Source organism: Methylomonas paludis (assembly GCF_018734325.1).
GTDB lineage: Bacteria > Pseudomonadota > Gammaproteobacteria > Methylococcales > Methylomonadaceae > Methylomonas > Methylomonas paludis.
In genome coordinates this window covers 2,881,437-2,897,588 of sequence record NZ_CP073754.1, presented here as the reverse complement: position 1 = coordinate 2,897,588, position 16,152 = coordinate 2,881,437, and the positions used below count along the sequence as shown (strand labels likewise).

Here is a 16,152-nt window from a genome sequence, read left to right as displayed (position 1 = left end):
TATAATAATACACCCGTGCTTTTTGACAGCAAGGTATTCCCAGGGTGGACAAAGGGCTTAAAATATATTCAAAACAAAGTAGTGGAGGCGCAATGGTTCCTGAGATTATGCAAGTAGTCATTGTCGGCATGATGATACTAGTGCCGACTTTTCTGATTTACAAAAAAGCCGGATTCAATCCATTATGGGCGGCGCTGGTGTTTTTACCGGGTTTTGGCCTGCTGATCATTTTTTTGCAATTAGCGTTTTGGCCCTGGCCAAATGCCAAGTCGACTACGGAGCATGATTAATGGATTTATTAACTGTTTTGTTGCCAATATTCGTGCTGTTTTGCTTGTGGTTGGGTTATCGAATACTGCAAAAAGCCGGTTTTGCCGGGGTATGGACTTGGGTATTATTAGTGCCCATCGTCAACATTATCATGATTTGGGTATTTGCTTTTAGCCACTGGCCCAAGCAACGCGGTAATTCTGAACTGGATTGAAGTCTTATGGCCTGCAAGGTGTAACGGCTTTGTTTCGATAAGCGACTTAGGATAACAAAGCTTAGTTTGGGTGAAAAGCCGGGATGTTAATTTCGCGCCGGGTAAGCTGTGGAGGTAGGTGCGGGGCCTTTCCGTGTCGCCCCGCTGCCAAACCGTTGGTCTCAGGTATTTTGAATGACAATATTGGGAAATCTACCACTGTAATCCCGGGCTCGTAAGGCCAGCTTAGCAGCCATTTTGCGGGCAATGGCTTTGTATATTTGTGCTGGCCGGCCTTCCGGATCGGCGGCCACGGTTGGTCTACCGCTATCGGCAAATAAACGGATATTGATGTCTAGCGGCAAGGAGCCCAACAGGTCCACCTGATTTCTGATGGCCATCGCTACCCCGCCACCTTGACCGAATATGGCCTCTTCATGTCCGCATTGGCTGCAGATATGGATGCTCATATTCTCCACCAGGCCTAAAATCGGCACATTAACCTTTTCAAACATACCTAGGCCGCGCTGGGCATCAATTAAAGCTATGTCCTGTGGCGTGGTGACTATAACCGCACCGCTGACTGGAATTTGTTGAGCCAGTGTCAGCTGAATATCCCCTGTGCCCGGCGGCAGATCGATAATCAGATAATCCAGATCAGACCAGTGGGTTTGAGTCAGCAATTGTTGTAAGGCGCCGGTAACCATGGGGCCACGCCAAATCATAGGCTGATCGGGGTCCACCAAATAGCCGATGGAAATAGTTTGAATGCCAAACGAAACTTTGGGCTCCAGAAACTTACCATCCAGACTTTCCGGTTTACCGGACAAACCGAGCATGGTTGGAATGCTGGGCCCGTAAATGTCAGCATCGAGAATGCCCACGGCCGCTCCTTCTGCGGCCAGCGCCAAGGCTAAATTCACTGCGGTGGTGGATTTGCCTACTCCACCTTTGCCGGATGCCACGGCAATAATGTTTTTTACATTGGGTAGCGGCTTAAGGGCTTTCTGTACGGCGTGCGACAGAATATTAATCACCACCTTAACCTCAACGTTGCCTACACCCTCCAGGGCTTGCAAGCGAGCTTCCAGTTGAGCTTGTAATTCAGCTACATAACTTTTGGCTGGATAGCCCAGTTCTATCACCAAGCTAATGTCATTTTGGTCAATAACCAGCTTTTTCACCGATTTAGCCGAGACCAGATCAGTTTCGACATTAGGGTCGATAAAGTTTTTCAGTAAATTTTCGACAGTGGATTTATCCAGACTAGCCATGCACAACTCCGTACGCTTAAAATAACCAAGTAAAATAGTGTGAATATGATAACCCTTAATCGACAGGGATTCTAACTGATTCCCCTGGCATGATCCGCATCACTGTATTTCTGGATGGTATATGGCTCATCAAGCGGCAAACATAGAAATATGTGATGGCTGGGCGTGGTTTGTTAAAATAACCAGTTGCCTAGCATTAATTATCTGAGTATAGCCAATTCAAGCCTTAAAACCCTATTCTATGCCATAATTAATTCACTATTATTTAGTTATTTGTCACCTAGTCCATGTCCGATAGAAAAATTCTTGTTACCAGTGCACTACCTTATGCCAATGGCCCTATCCATCTGGGGCACCTGGTTGAGTATATCCAAACTGATATCTGGGTCAGATTTCAAAAAATGCGTGGTCACGAGTGCTATTACGTTTGTGCTGATGACACCCACGGCACGCCGATTATGTTGCGTGCAGACCGCGAAGGCATTAGTCCGGAACAATTGATTGCCGAAGTGGAACTGCAACATCGTGCCGATTTTGCCGATTTTGGCGTTGCTTTTGATCATTATCACAGTACCCATTCCCCAGAAAATAAAATCTTGTCCAGTGAGATTTATCGGCGTCTGCGCGATGGCGGTCATATCAGTAGTCGAAGCATTACTCAGGCCTATGATCCAGTCAAAAACATGTTTTTGCCTGATCGTTTTATTAAAGGCGATTGTCCCAAGTGCGGAGCCACCGATCAGTATGGCGATAATTGCGAAGCCTGTGGGGCCACTTATGCGCCTTTAGATTTAAAAAATGCTGTTTCTGCATTGTCGGGTGAAAAACCTATCGAAAAGGATTCCGAGCATTATTTTTTCAATCTGGGCCACTTTGCCGAAATGCTCGGTGCCTGGACTACTGCTGGGCACTTACAGGCTGAAGTCAGTAACAAAATGGCCGAATGGTTGGAGAACGGCCTGCAGGATTGGGACATTTCCCGCGACGCTCCCTATTTTGGTTTTGAAATACCCGATGCTCCCGGTAAATATTTTTATGTTTGGCTGGATGCCCCTATTGGCTATATGGCCAGCTTTAAGGCCTTGTGCGACCGCCAAAACCTGGATTTTGATGCTTATTGGCAAAAAGATAGTCAGACTGAGCTTTATCATTTTATCGGCAAAGATATTATCTATTTTCACGCTTTATTCTGGCCGGCTATGCTTTACGGAGCTGGACTACGTACTCCCAGTGCAATTTATGCCCATGGCTTTTTGACGGTGAACGGCGAAAAAATGTCCAAATCGCGCGGTACTTTCATCAAAGCCCGCACCTATTTGGAACATTTGCATCCAGAATATCTGCGCTATTATTTTGCCGCCAAACTCAGCGCCGGTGTGGATGATATTGATCTGAGTTTTGACGACTTCACCCTGCGGGTAAATGCCGATCTGGTTGGCAAAGTGGTTAATATTGCCAGCCGTTGCAGCGGTTTTATCAATAAGCGTTTTGAAGGTCTGCTGGCAGCAGAGCTTGCCGAACCAGAGCTGTTTCAAAACTTTATTGCCGCTAATACCAGTATCGCCGAGCTTTACGAAAACCGTGAATTCGGCAAAGCCATGCGCGAAATTATGGCGCTGGCCGATAAAGCTAACCAATATATAGACGAGAAAAAGCCTTGGCTGATTGCCAAGGAAGAAGGTCGGGACGCAGAGCTTAGCGCGGTATCAAGCATGGGCTTAAATCTATTCCGTTTGCTGGTGGTTTACTTACAGCCGGTATTGCCGGGATTAGCAGCTAATGCTGCTGCTTTTCTGAATATAGAGCCTAAGCAAAGCTGGCCGAGTCAGGCGCAGCCCTTGCTGAATCATAAAATCAACAGCTTTACGCCATTGATGACACGTATCGAGGCCGACAAAATCGCAGCCATCATCGAAGCTTCCAAAGAAGATTTGAGTGTGACGGCCCCAGTCAGCAAAACCAGTCAGGCCGATAGCACAAACCAGGTCGACATAGAGCCGATTGCCGCCAGTATCGAACTGGATGACTTCAGTAAAGTGGATTTGCGCATTGCCCGTATTATTGAGGCTCAAGCAGTGGAGGGGGCGGAAAAATTGCTGCAGCTCACTGTCGATCTGGGCAATGAAACCCGTACCATTTTTGCTGGTATCAAGACTGCTTACAGTCCGGCACAATTGGAGGGCAAACTAACCATTGTGGTCGCCAATCTTAAACCACGCAAAATGCGGTTTGGTGTTTCCGAAGGCATGGTGTTAGCGGCCGGCCCAGGCGGTAAAGATTTATGGGTATTATCACCTGATCAAGGCGCTCAGCCAGGCATGCGGGTCAAATAAAAAGCCTTGAGAACGACTATGGATAATAAGCCACTCAAGCGGATATTAGTACTAAACGTCAAGCAGTTTAACGAACGCCGCCAGTTTATGCAGCAGCAACTGGCAGTCCAAAATTTACAAGCAAGCTTTGTTTTTGACTGGGATATAGACGATTTAACCGACGAAATCCTCAGTCGTTACTTTGTTGAGGATAACAGCCTATCCCCCGGCCAACAGTCCTGTGCCTTAAAGCACATTGTGGCTTTACAGCAGGCAGCAGCAGCAGATGGCATGGTGCTGGTACTGGAAGATGATGCCGTGTTCGCCGCAGATTTTAAATTAGGCCTGGAGCGGGCTTTGGCCCAGCGCCAGCAGTTTCCGGGGCCTGCCGTGGTCTATATTGGCTCTGGCGGCAATTTTTTTACCCCGAAAAGCCAAAGAAAGCCTGGGCAATTTCTTTACCCAGGCTCACGCGGACGTTTTACCGATTCGTTTCTCATCGATAGCGCTACTGCACAACTGCGCTTAAACTGGATAGAGACGCATAAAATGACAAAGGGCATCGACAATCAGTTTGATGAAATGGATAGACAGCTTAACATCCAGATACTTTGGTTGGAGCCGCCTGTTGTGGAGCAGGGCAGTAAAAACGGTCTATTCAATAGTGCCTTGGAAGCAGCTCCCCCATCCTGGCTGAAAGCCATCCTGTTTCGCTGGGAAAAACTAAGGCGTAAATATATTTATCAACTATGGCGTTAAAACCAATTTATATGTTGACCTATACCCGATTTTCCAAAATATCGCAGCAGTTATGTCGTTATTTGATTATTCTGGCAGCAATGTCCGCTCCGATTTCCACCATGGTTTGCAGTATTGCCTGTGTCGGTATTATCGTCACCTGGCTACTGTCAGGCCAGGTTATCAGCGGTTTGAAAATAGCCTATCAACACCCGGTAGGTAAAGCTATTCTAATATTTGTTGGCTGGTTGCTGATCAGCATGTTTTATGCAGATACCAGTGCACAGACCAAATTAACCACCTTATTGAGCTGGCAAAAATTATTTTTTGTATTTATTTTGCTGGGTTTCTTTTATCAGGCAGATTGGCAGCGGCGTTTTGTCTATAGCTACTTCATTTTTATGAGCTTGGCGGCGTTAATATCACTGCTGTGCTGGTTTGTGAAGTTCGGCACATTTGATCAGTCACCCGGCATCATCATGACCAACTATGTTGCCCAGAGTATCGCCCTCATAGCTGCCTTGCTGTGCGCAGTGTTTCTATTAAACAAACCGGATTCCGGCGTGCCTAAAGCCTATTTATGGCTAAGCAACGCCTTGTTTGTGATCAATATTTTTATTATCAGCCCGGCCAGAAGCGGCTATATTGCCTTGCCACCGGCGCTGATATTTGCCGGGATCTATTTTTACGGCTTTAAAAAACTGCCGCAGTTAATAGCCATACTGTTTAGCATCATAATGATAGCAGGCTTGAGCTCAAGCAATTTACAGCAACGCATCAAACTTGGCTTGCAGGAACAAACCAGTTATCAAACCAGTGCTTCCGAAACCTCCATAGGTTTAAGGATGATCTTCTACAAGAATACAATGGAATTGATTAGCCAGAATCCGCTTTGGGGTTATGGTACTTCTTCATTTGAGTCCGTCTATAGTCATTATGCGGCTGCGCAGAGTTCTGATTGGCACGGTGGTAAAACCGGTGACCCCCACAATCAATATCTGTTTATTTGGCTGGAAAACGGTTTAGTAGGCTTGATATTGTTTGGCTTTTACATTTATTATGCTCTTAGAGTGGGGTGGTATCATCCTGCTTATGGGCAGATCGCCGCCGGATTTTTAATAGCCATTTGTGCGTCCAGTTTGTTTAATTCCCACTTTAAAACCTTTCCAGAAGGCAATTTATTGGCCTTTTTTATGGGCGCACTGCTAGCGTTGCCGCCTAAATCTACTAAAGCCGGTTTAGATTGATGCTCAGCGTCATCATCATTACCCGTAACGAACAAGAGCACATAGGCCGGTGTCTAGCATCCGTGACTTGGGCCGATGAAATCATCGTGTTAGATTCGGGCAGTACTGATAATACCGTGGCCATTAGCAAGCAATATACCTCAGCTGTTTACCAGACAGATTGGCCAGGATTTGGCCCGCAGAAACAGCGAGCCTTGCAAAAAGCTAGTCATGACTGGGTTTTGTCGCTGGATGCTGACGAAGAAATCAGTCCAGCCCTGCAACAAGAAATGCAACAGGCAATGCAACTATCCGGTATTCAGGGCTTTTATATACCCCGTCTATCCAGTTATTGCGGCAAACAAATCAAATATGGCGGCTGGTGGCCAGATCCGGTGCTCAGGCTGTTTCGTCGCGAGACCGGCCAGTTTAGTGACGATGTTGTCCATGAGCGGGTTATCGTCAACGGTATTGTCAAACACTTACAGCAGCCAATATTGCACGAAGCCTTTACCGATCCCAGTGAAGTGCTGGATAAAATAAATCATTATTCCACTCTGGGTGCCGAAAAACTCTACAAACAGCATCAGCATGCCAGTTTGGCGCGCGCCATTGGCCGGGGCATCTGGACGTTTATCCGCACGTATTTGTTAAAAGCCGGCTTTTTGGATGGGGCAGAAGGATTAATGTTGGCGATATCCAATGCCGAAGGCAGCTACTACAAATACCTAAAGCTGCGGAATATACATAAACAATCCCAGCATGACTAAGCTGATTTCGGTCATCGTGACCACCTACAATTGGCCAAGCGCACTAGCTGCCTGCATAAACAGCTTGCTGGCCCAGTCTGATAGACATTTTGAGATTATCATTGCCGATGATGGTTCTGGTGCAGATACCCGGCAGTTAATAGCCGAATTAAGCACAGACTCCCCGCTCAGTATTCGTAGTGTCTATCATCCTGATCAGGGGTTTAGAGCGGCCACCATCAGAAATAAAGCTGTTGCCGAGAGCCGTGGCAGTTACTTGATCTTTCTGGATGGCGATTGCGTAGTGTTTCCGCATTTTATTCAGCGCCATCGCCGCTTAGCAGAATCAGCTCATTTTGTGCCGGGTAATCGCTTGTTGATTAGCGAACAATACACCAATCAGGCCTTGCAGCAGCAAATTCCTTTGCATTTGCAAAATACGCTGTTTTTTATGCGTTGCAAACTGAGCGGACAGATTAATCGTATCTTGCCTTTGCTGTATTTGCCATTTAGTAAACCACGTTATCTTAGACCCAAATACTGGCAACAAGCCATGACTTGCAATCTAGGAGTCTGGAAACAAGATTTTATCGCCGTGAACGGGTTTGATGAATTATTTCAGGGATGGGGGTATGAAGATTCAGACTTGGTGATACGCTTGATTCATCAAGGAATCAAGCGTAAAGAAGGCCGGTTTGCGGTGCCGGTTTTACACCTTTGGCACCCGCAAAACGACAGAAGCCGGCACGATCCCAACTATGCCCGCTTATTACAGCGCCTGACGGATAAAACATGTATCCGTAGTGAAGCAGGCATAGATCAATATTTACAGATCTGACTGGTTCAGCTTAGGGCATATACATGCCGCCGTTGACATGCAAGGTTTCACCGGTTATATAAGCGGCAGCTTCAGAAGCTAAAAAGCTGACGGCATGAGCAATTTCTTCGGGTTGACCCAGGCGGCCCACGGCAATTGCAGATAGCAACTGAGTTTTAATTTCAGCTCCTAGCTCTTTGGTCATATCGGTGTCAATAAATCCGGGTGCGACAGTATTGACAGTAATACCGCGTGATCCGACTTCCTTAGCCAGTGATTTGCTAAAACCCACCATGCCGGCTTTGGCTGCGGCATAATTGGTTTGACCGGCATTGCCGGTAGCACCAACCACCGAAGAAATATTGATAATACGGCCATAACGGGCTTTCATCATGCCGCGCAATACCGCTTTGCTCATCCGAAAAATTGAGGTGAGATTGGTGGTGATAATATCGTCCCATTCATCGTCTTTCATCCGCATCAACAAGTTGTCGCGGGTAATGCCGGCGTTATTGACCAGTACGGCTGGTACCCCGAAATTATCGGTAACAGTTTTAATGAATTCCTCAATTTCAGCCGCATCGGCTACGTTTAGTTTATAGCCTTGGCCCTGCTCGGTCAGGTACGCTGAAATAGCGGCTGCTCCAGGTTCGCTGGTGGCAGTTCCCACCACAAAAAAACCGTCTGCCGCCAGTTTCTCGGCGATAGCGCGGCCTATTCCCCGGCTGGCACCGGTCACGATAGCGAGTTTTTTAGCCATTTAATTGTTCCAGAACTGAATTTAGAGATTCGTTATCAAAGATAGCCGCGTGGTTGGCATCGGCAGCAATACGTTTGTTCAGACCCAGCAGGACTTTACCGGGACCGCACTCGATAAAGGTGGTCACACCTTGAGACTCGATGAACTGCAGACTTTCCACCCAGCGCACTGGTTTAAACAGCTGCTCTTTAAGCGCAGTGCGGATCGCATCCGGACTAGTGTGAGGCAGAACATCAGCATTGTGGATCAGTTGAGTATTAGGTGCATGAATTTCGATAGCTTGCAACAAGGCGTAGAGTTGCTCGGCGGCACCAGCCATCAGCGGACAGTGGGAAGGTACGCTGACCGGTAATTTCAGGGCGCGTTTGGCACCCGCAGCTTTCATGGCCACTATGGCACGATCTATCGCCGCTGTTTCACCGGCAATCACAACCTGACCAGGGGCATTGAAATTAGCAGCTGAAACGATTTCGCCATTGGCAGCAGCGGCGCACACATCAACCACTTGTTGATCTTCCAGGCCGATAATAGCAGCCATGGCGCCAACACCGGCCGGCACGGCTTCCTGCATCAGCCGACCACGCTCAGCAACCAGCTTGATGGCGTCGCCAAAGGCGATCACACCGGCGTTGACCAGTGCGGTATATTCGCCCAGACTATGGCCCGCCAACCAGGCCGGACGTACAGTCGAATTTTCAGTCCAGACCCGCCACACGGCGACCCCGGCTGCCAACATGGCTGGTTGGGTAATTTGAGTTTGATTCAATTCGGCATCGGGACCGTTACTGACCAGATCCCACAGCTGATAGCCCAGCACATCGGATGCTTCGGCAAAAGTGTGTTTGACCACCGGGTAGCTGTCAGCCAGTTGCGCTAACATGCCGACGGCTTGTGAACCTTGGCCTGGAAAGACAAAAGCCAGATTTTGATTTTGTTGACTCATGGTGATAATTCCTAATACTTAAGCAAAGCGGAGCCCCAGGTGAATCCGGCACCAAAAGCTTCCATTAATACCGTATGACCGCGCTGGATGCGACCATCGCGCACGCCCTGATCAAACGCCAGCAACAGTGAAGCGGAGGATGTGTTGCCCTGATTTTCCAGGGTCAGGATAACTTGCTCCATACTCATGCCCAATTTCTTTGCGGTAGCAGCAATAATCCGGGTATTGGCCTGATGTGGTACCAGCCAGTCGATATCAGTCTGTTGTAAACCGCTGGCTGCCAGCGTTTCATCGACGATACGGCCCAAGGTATTAACCGCAACTCTAAACACTTCGTTGCCGCGCATGTGGATATAAGCGGCTTCGTTTTGATTAGCGGCTGCGGCAACCTGGGGATTGGGGCAATACAGCAGATCTTCGTAGCTGCCGTCAGAATGGATATGGGTTGCCAATAAACCGGGTTGCTTCGCTGCAGCCAACAGAATGGCACCGGCCCCATCACCGAACAGAATGCAGGTAGTACGGTCTGTCCAGTCAGTGATGCGCGAACAGATTTCCGAGCCGACGATCAACACTTTTTCGGCCATGCCGGTTTTAATATATTGATCAGCAATACTTAACGCGTATATTGAGCCTGAACAAGCCGCCTGGATGTCAAAACCGACCCCTTTTTGGATTCCCAGCCGTTTCTGCAATAAACAGGCAGTGCTGGGATAAATGCGTTCCGGGGTACTGGTGGCAACGATAATCAGATCAATTTCCTGAACATCAATCCCAGCCATATCGATGGCCTGCCGGGCAGCAGCTTCAGCCATGCTGGAGGCCGTTTCATCATCAGCGGCTATATGACGGTTTTTGATGCCGGTACGCTCGTAAATCCAGCTGTCGCTGGTATCTACCATGGTAGACAGATCATCATTACTGCGGATTTTGGCAGGCAAATAGCCGCCCGTGCCAATTACATTGGCCCAACGTGTCATGCGCTCACCTTTTGTTCCAAAGCTTTCTCAATCTTCTCGCTGATTTTGCGTATCACCGCTTGCCTGACTTCAACTTCGGCCAAATGAATCGCTGTTTCAAAAGCCAGGGCATCAGCACCGCCGTGGCTTTTTATCACCAGACCGCGTAAGCCAATGAAACTGGCACCATTATAAAGACGAGGATCAATACTATCCTTAAAGGATTTCAATACCGGATAGGCAATCAAGCCCACCAGTTTAGTCAGGATGTTTTGGGAAAAACTGTCTTTCAATTTGACGCTGATCATTTTCGCCGCGCCTTCAATGGACTTTAGGGCAATATTCCCGGCAAAACCATCGGTGACGATTAAATCAACTTTAATATGGCCGGCATTGATGGAATTGCCTTCCACATAACCGATATAGTTCAAGCTGGAGTTTTCCAGTAATTTAGCGGCGGCTTTGACCTGGACATTTCCTTTCATATCCTCTTCGCCTATATTGAGCAATGCCACCTTAGGTTTGTCGATATTCTCGACAGCCTTGACCACTTCTTCGCCCATGACCGCAAATTGGTAGAGTTGTTCCGCGCTGGAATCGACATTACCACCCAAGTCCAACATATGAGTATGTCCATACAGGGAAGGCAGAGTCGAAATAATGGCTGGACGTTCGATGCCGGGTATCATTTTTAACACAAAGCGGGCCGTGGCCATTAACGCCCCGGTATTACCGGCGCTGACACAGGCATCGGCCAGGCCTTGCTGAACCAGATTGATAGCCACCCGCATGGAAGAGTCTTTTTTGTTTTTTAAGGCTTTTTGCGGGGCCTCGTCCATCTCAACCACTTGGGATGCGTGATGGACGGCAATACGGTCTTTGAAAGTAAGTTTGGCATCGGCTAATAGTCCGTTCAAGACTATTTCGTCGCCAACCATAATCAATTTCAGATCCGGATTTTTTCTTAAACAGGCCAGTGCTGCGGGGACGGTCACTTTAGGACCAAAATCTCCGCCCATGGCATCAATTGAAAGAGTTACACTCACGCTTAGGATTAGCTCCTGTAGTCGGAAAAGCCGACAACAGTGGGTAATGCGCCGGCTTTACGTGGTTATGGCTGAAGATTATTAATTAATCTTCGTCAACAATGCCGCCGCCAATAATTTGACGGCCTTTGAAATAACCGTCTGGAGTCATGTGATGACGCAGATGTACTTCACCTGTCAAGGGGTCTTGCGCCAGGGTTTTGCCAACTAATGCATCGTGTGAACGACGTTGACCGCGTCTGGAGCGCGATACTTTACTTTTTTGTACTGCCATTTTAATCTCCGGTGTTTTTAAGTTTTGCTAAAACAGAAAAAGGGTTATTCGCCTTACTGGGTTTAGATTCTAATTTATCATCGCTGGGCTGAACGTTTCGACCGCTTAGGCAGTTATGCTCATGCTTGGGATAGTCCGGCAAGGCCAGCAATATTTCATCTTCAATCAAGGCGCTTAGCGATATTTTTTCGCCTGTCAATAATAACGGTTCGCAATCCAGGCCAAGTTTGTCTGCTTCCTGTAATGAAGACACTACAGCCAGCTTAAAACGTTGCTCAAGCGGCCAGGCAAAGCCCTGCAGACAGGATTGACAAGCCAGATTCAATGTGGTTTTTATATGTCCGGATACTGTTGCCAGCTTGCCGGTTTTGGCAAAAACCACTTCAATTGCGACATCGCCTGCCGTATCGGCGAGTAAATCAGATAAGCGCTCAAGATCGGCAATTTTAATTGCGCCCACCAGCTCACTACGTCTTTCAGCGAGCAAAATGGGATCTATAAGTTCGGGTAATTTATCTGACATAACTGTAGAATGATACAGCTTAGCTTCTGTTGCGTCAAATACACACTTAACTAATTCTATTTATTTACCTATGTCTACCCTTGTACTAGCCTCTGGATCAGCTTATCGGGCCGAGTTATTGGCTAAACTCCAACTTGATTTTATCAGTTTTAACAGTGAAGTGGATGAGTCTCCCCAACCCGGAGAAAATCCGGCACAACTGGCTATAAGACTCGCTCAAGCAAAAGCCAGAGCGGTCGGGGTGATGTTTCCCCATGGCTTGATTATCGGTTCCGATCAGGTGGCCTTGTGTGGTACCCAGCTTCTGGGTAAACCCGGCCAGCGCCAGCCGGCAATAGCCCAATTACAGGCTCAATCCGGACAATGTGTGGAGTTTTATACCGCAGTCAGTGTTTTTGATGCCAGCCGTAATAGGTGTCTGACAGATCTGGACATTACCAGAGTCTATTTTCGCCAGTTAAGCCTGGAACAGATAGAACATTATGTTGATCTGGAACAGCCCTATGCCTGTGCCGGCAGTTTTAAGGCCGAAGGCTTGGGGATTGCCTTGTTCAGTGGAATTGAATCCAGCGATCCCAGTGCCTTGATTGGATTACCCCTGATAAAACTGGTTAGCTTGCTAGCCAGATTCGGCGTGACAGTCCTGTAAAGCGGAATAGTTCAGCCTTTGGCGTAGAGACTGAGCACATGCTCAACGTAATGCATGGTTTCTGGATAGGGTGGGATATTGTAATGATATTTCATCACCGCCCCTTCTCCGGCGTTATAGCCGGCCACCGCCAGTTTTAGATCCGAATTGAACATGGCCAACAAATCTTTAAGATAACGAGCGCCACCGTCTATATTCTGTTCGGCATCGCGGCGGTCGGCTACCCCGTAGCGCACAGCCGTGTCGGGCATCAGCTGCATTAAACCAACCGCCCCGGCGGGTGATTCGGCATTGGCGTTATAAGCTGATTCGGCTTGGATCACGGCGTGGAGTAATTTTACATCCAGATTATGTTTGGCAGCCGCTTTAGCCACCAGATCACTGTATTTTTGCTTGTTTTGCGACACAAATTTCAAATCTTGCGGATAGCTGCGTGGCGGGGTGCGGAATAACAAATGGTAGCCGTTGTCAGTACGCGGCTTATTGGTGTAAGTAATCAAGCCATTACCGGCTATCTGCTTGTAAACATCAGCGCCGGCATTACTGCAAACCAGCATTAGGCAACTGATTTTAAGCCACGACATGACAGCATGCTCCGCAATTACCCTAACCGGCGCTACTGATGCCGATCAACCCGGCAGCCTGCACGGCATGGTTACGGGCTTCATCCACGCAGGCGGCAGTAGCCAGTGCCACCCCCATACGTCGGCTGACAAAGGCTTCCGGTTTACCGAACAGACGAATATCCGTGTTTGGTATTTGCAGGGCCTGATCCAGTCCGCTATAAACGATATCCTGACTGTCGATGCCACCCAGTATCACCGCACTGGCGGCAGTATGGGTCAGCTTGGTATCGACCGGTAGCCCGAGAATCGCGCGGGCATGCAGATCAAATTCATTCTGACGTTGACTGACCAGTGTCACCATGCCAGTATCATGCGGGCGCGGACTGACTTCGCTGAACCAGACCTGATCGCCTTTGATAAATAATTCCACGCCAAATAAACCCAAACCGCCCAGTGCGCCGGTAATATCGGCGGCAATCTGTTGGGAGCGGGCTAGCGCCTTGTCGCTCATGGCCTGCGGTTGCCAGCTTTCCCGGTAATCACCCTGTTCCTGGCGGTGGCCTATCGGCGCACAGAACTGAGTTTCGACCTGACCATCCGCATTAAGCGCCCGCACGGTGAGCAAAGTAATCTCAAAATCAAACTCAATCTTGGCTTCCACGATCACTTTACCTGTATCGGTACGACCGGCGGTTTTGGCGTAATCCCAAGCCGCCTGGAGTTGATCGGCCGACTTCACCATGGATTGGCCCTTACCGGATGAGGACATGGTCGGTTTAATAAAGCAGGGGTAGCTTATTCCGGCATTTACAGCCGCTTGTAACTCGGCAAAGCTTTCCGCAAAAGCATAGCGCGAAGTAGGTAAGCCCAGTTCCACGGCGGCCAGTTGACGAATACCTTCCCGGTTCATGGTCAGCTGAATGGCGCGAGCATTGGGTACTATAGTGGTTTGGCCTGTTGTTTCCAGTTCCGCCAGCGCGTCAGTAGCAATCGCTTCCAGTTCCGGAATAATGTAATTCGGGCGTACTTCGTCTATCAGCGTTTTTAGTGCCGCCGCATCGGTCATATCAATCACATAACTGCGGTGGGCCAACTGCATGGCTGGGGCATGGTCATAACGGTCAACGGCAATGACTTCTACGCCATAGCGCTGTAAGGAAATTGCAATTTCTTTGCCCAGCTCACCGCTGCCCAATAACAAGGCTTTGGTGGCGCTGGCCCGGCAAGGTGTACCAATGTTCATAACGATTGAGCCAGATAGTTATCAATATCTTGTTTGGAAAAACCAATTTTTTTCGCAACCCGGTCAGCATGGCTGACTCTGGAAATGCCGGCCACCAGTTTAAAGGTGGGCAGTTCATCGGCAAATTCCACTTGCCAGGGGCTGACAGCGGCGCGTCTGACAAACACATCCACCAATTGATGGTTATGGGTAATCAGGATTGTACTATTCGCTTTACGGTAAAAACCATCCAGCACATCGGTAGAAGACTGCATTTTTTCCTCAAACGTGGTGCCTTCAGCCATTTCATCCAGTATCACCAGACTGTTAGGTGTGCTGGCTAAAAAAATGTCACGGGTGCGTTTCAGTTCGGTGCCAAAGCGGCCTTCACCGTCATCCAGATGGCTAATTTCCGGTGCTTGGTAAAAAATACGGTCCGCTACACTTAACTCGGCAGCACTGGCCGGTACAAAACAGCCTATTTGCGCCAATAACTGGGTTTGGGCGATGGTTTTGCAAAATGCGGTTTTGCCGCCACTATTGGGGCCGGTAATAAATACCAGTCTATCGCTGTCCAGCTCGAAATCATTGCCGACATATTCTGGATGACGATGCCCCAATACCGGATTTTTGGCCGCTTGCAGTTTGATACTGTGTTGAGCGGCAGCACTGATTTTTGGTAACACTGTGGTGCTGCCGTAATCTTCACCATATTTAATAAACGACAATAATTCGTCCAACTGGCCCAGGCCATCCAACAGCTCTCCTAAAGCCGCTGAACTCCGGTATAGCTCGCGTAATGGGATAATGCAGTTGTCGCGGTCATAGCCGCCGACCACCGGGATATAAACCAGCAGCATCGGCAGAAAAAATACCGAACCGATCGCAATGCCGTCCTTGCCGACTTTGAACATGTCGCCGGGAAAATACTCAATCAATGCCCATAACAGCGCACACAATAAACCGATTAATACCGGCTTAAATAGAGTAGGGCGAAAGACGGTGGCCGGCGACAAGGAATGTTTGCGTTCTTCTTTGCTTTGCAGGCCTTTTTCGCTGTTGTAAACAGGGCCCCGCATCAACGAATATTCATTGCTTTGCGCAAAACCGGCAATTTTGGCGTAGATGCTTTGCAGATAAGGGCTTTTTGGGGTTTCCGAACCCTGGATAGCGTCTACCAGATGCAAAACAAAGCGTATGCCCCGGCTATACTGTTTATAACCGTAGCCTTCAATATGGTGTTTTTCCCTGGCGGTACCAAAAGAACCCAAAAATTCGCCAAACAGCAGCAGATACAAATTGGCTTCGCCGGCGGCGGCCTGATTAACAATATGTTCAACATTGCTTCTCACCCCCGGTTCTTCCAGAATTTCCCGCACGGCCGCCTGTTTGGCGTTAATAGCATCAGCATCGGCCAGGGGGTGAGTCAGGGAGCGATACAATATAGTTTGGCCTGCCAGACTGGCTGCGTAATTAACCGTGTCAAACAGCTCATCAACCTCAATAGTATTGAAAGCAGCCTGATCCAGCACCCCGGCACCGGTTGGCGGCGGTGTGCTGCTGCGCGGGTTAGGCCAAGTGTCATTCCAGCTTTGTAAGACATTTTGTTGCATACTCGCCCCCGGTTTTAT

The 16,152-nt window shown here is 48.5% G+C and carries 18 protein-coding genes; 8 read left to right on the top strand and 10 right to left on the bottom strand.

Going from position 1 to position 16,152, the window contains the following annotated elements; all coding sequences use genetic code 11:
* The first annotated feature begins 92 nt into the window (after positions 1-92).
* Both KEF85_RS13005 and KEF85_RS13000 read left to right on the top strand, forming a co-directional pair.
* On the top strand, positions 93-290 hold the full coding sequence (locus tag KEF85_RS13005) for a hypothetical protein (RefSeq protein WP_215581232.1): 198 nt from the start codon (positions 93-95) through the stop codon (positions 288-290).
* Positions 290-484 carry a hypothetical protein gene (locus KEF85_RS13000; RefSeq protein WP_215581230.1) on the top strand — a complete coding sequence of 65 codons (195 nt, stop codon included), beginning with the start codon at positions 290-292 and terminating at the stop codon, positions 482-484. Before KEF85_RS13005 ends, KEF85_RS13000 begins: the two co-directional genes overlap by 1 nt.
* Before the next feature lie 161 nt (positions 485-645).
* On the opposite strand, the gene apbC is transcribed toward KEF85_RS13000, so the two are convergent.
* Positions 646-1,737 (bottom strand): iron-sulfur cluster carrier protein ApbC, encoded by a 1,092-nt coding sequence (apbC, locus tag KEF85_RS12995; RefSeq protein WP_215581228.1) that lies wholly within the window; start codon positions 1,735-1,737, stop codon positions 646-648.
* Between the two features lie 287 nt (positions 1,738-2,024).
* Between apbC and metG the strand changes: the two genes are divergently transcribed.
* From metG to KEF85_RS12970, 5 genes are read left to right on the top strand one after another with little or no spacing between them, the layout of a single operon-like run.
* The gene (gene metG, locus KEF85_RS12990) at positions 2,025-4,070 is read left to right on the top strand and encodes a methionine--tRNA ligase (RefSeq protein ID WP_215581226.1); all 2,046 of its coding nucleotides are present in this window, start codon (positions 2,025-2,027) and stop codon (positions 4,068-4,070) included.
* An 18-nt stretch (positions 4,071-4,088) separates the two neighbouring features.
* On the top strand, positions 4,089-4,808 hold the full coding sequence (locus KEF85_RS12985; protein WP_215581224.1) for a glycosyltransferase family 25 protein: 720 nt from the start codon (positions 4,089-4,091) through the stop codon (positions 4,806-4,808).
* Positions 4,799-6,034, top strand: coding sequence for an O-antigen ligase family protein (locus KEF85_RS12980; RefSeq protein WP_246534947.1), 1,236 nt, complete (start codon positions 4,799-4,801; stop codon positions 6,032-6,034). The genes KEF85_RS12985 and KEF85_RS12980 overlap by 10 nt, the downstream gene beginning before the upstream one ends.
* Positions 6,034-6,783, top strand: a complete 750-nt coding sequence (locus tag KEF85_RS12975; RefSeq protein WP_215581222.1) for a glycosyltransferase family 2 protein — start codon at positions 6,034-6,036, stop codon at positions 6,781-6,783. Before KEF85_RS12980 ends, KEF85_RS12975 begins: the two co-directional genes overlap by 1 nt.
* Positions 6,776-7,600, top strand: a complete 825-nt coding sequence (locus tag KEF85_RS12970) for a glycosyltransferase family 2 protein (RefSeq protein ID WP_215581220.1) — start codon at positions 6,776-6,778, stop codon at positions 7,598-7,600. Before KEF85_RS12975 ends, KEF85_RS12970 begins: the two co-directional genes overlap by 8 nt.
* Positions 7,601-7,610: 10 nt before the next feature.
* Here KEF85_RS12970 and fabG read toward each other — a convergent pair whose 3' ends face one another.
* The 6 genes from fabG to KEF85_RS12940 all read right to left on the bottom strand — a co-directional run bounded on the left by fabG (position 7,611) and on the right by KEF85_RS12940 (position 12,084).
* Positions 7,611-8,339 carry a 3-oxoacyl-ACP reductase FabG gene (fabG, locus tag KEF85_RS12965; protein WP_215581218.1) on the bottom strand — a complete coding sequence of 243 codons (729 nt, stop codon included), beginning with the start codon at positions 8,337-8,339 and terminating at the stop codon, positions 7,611-7,613.
* Entirely contained in the window at positions 8,332-9,282 is a 951-nt protein-coding gene (fabD, locus tag KEF85_RS12960; RefSeq protein ID WP_215581216.1) for an ACP S-malonyltransferase, read from the bottom strand. The genes fabG and fabD overlap by 8 nt, the downstream gene beginning before the upstream one ends.
* 11 nt (positions 9,283-9,293) lie before the next feature.
* The gene (locus KEF85_RS12955) at positions 9,294-10,262 is read right to left on the bottom strand and encodes a beta-ketoacyl-ACP synthase III (RefSeq protein ID WP_215581214.1); all 969 of its coding nucleotides are present in this window, start codon (positions 10,260-10,262) and stop codon (positions 9,294-9,296) included.
* Positions 10,259-11,287 carry a phosphate acyltransferase PlsX gene (plsX, locus tag KEF85_RS12950; RefSeq protein WP_215581212.1) on the bottom strand — a complete coding sequence of 343 codons (1,029 nt, stop codon included), beginning with the start codon at positions 11,285-11,287 and terminating at the stop codon, positions 10,259-10,261. The genes KEF85_RS12955 and plsX overlap by 4 nt, the downstream gene beginning before the upstream one ends.
* Positions 11,288-11,372: 85 nt before the next feature.
* A complete protein-coding gene (gene rpmF / locus KEF85_RS12945) occupies positions 11,373-11,561 on the bottom strand; it encodes a 50S ribosomal protein L32 (protein ID WP_215581210.1) in 189 nt (62 codons plus the stop codon).
* A 1-nt stretch (position 11,562) separates the two neighbouring features.
* A complete protein-coding gene (locus KEF85_RS12940; RefSeq protein ID WP_215581208.1) occupies positions 11,563-12,084 on the bottom strand; it encodes a YceD family protein in 522 nt (173 codons plus the stop codon).
* Between the two features lie 70 nt (positions 12,085-12,154).
* On the opposite strand from KEF85_RS12940, the gene KEF85_RS12935 reads away from it, so the two are divergent.
* Complete coding sequence (locus KEF85_RS12935; RefSeq protein WP_215581206.1) at positions 12,155-12,733, top strand: Maf family protein; 579 nt, start codon at positions 12,155-12,157, stop codon at positions 12,731-12,733.
* 11 nt (positions 12,734-12,744) lie between these two features.
* Here KEF85_RS12935 and KEF85_RS12930 read toward each other — a convergent pair whose 3' ends face one another.
* Genes KEF85_RS12930 through KEF85_RS12920 form a run of 3 tightly spaced genes read right to left on the bottom strand, consistent with a single transcriptional unit; the run spans position 12,745 to position 16,134 of the window.
* The gene (locus KEF85_RS12930) at positions 12,745-13,317 is read right to left on the bottom strand and encodes a lytic transglycosylase domain-containing protein (protein WP_215581204.1); all 573 of its coding nucleotides are present in this window, start codon (positions 13,315-13,317) and stop codon (positions 12,745-12,747) included.
* A gap of 22 nt (positions 13,318-13,339) precedes the next feature.
* On the bottom strand, positions 13,340-14,542 hold the full coding sequence (purT, locus tag KEF85_RS12925; protein WP_343222094.1) for a formate-dependent phosphoribosylglycinamide formyltransferase: 1,203 nt from the start codon (positions 14,540-14,542) through the stop codon (positions 13,340-13,342).
* Positions 14,539-16,134 carry a MutS-related protein gene (locus KEF85_RS12920; protein WP_215581201.1) on the bottom strand — a complete coding sequence of 532 codons (1,596 nt, stop codon included), beginning with the start codon at positions 16,132-16,134 and terminating at the stop codon, positions 14,539-14,541. Before KEF85_RS12920 ends, purT begins: the two co-directional genes overlap by 4 nt.
* Between the last annotated feature and the right edge of the window lie 18 nt (positions 16,135-16,152).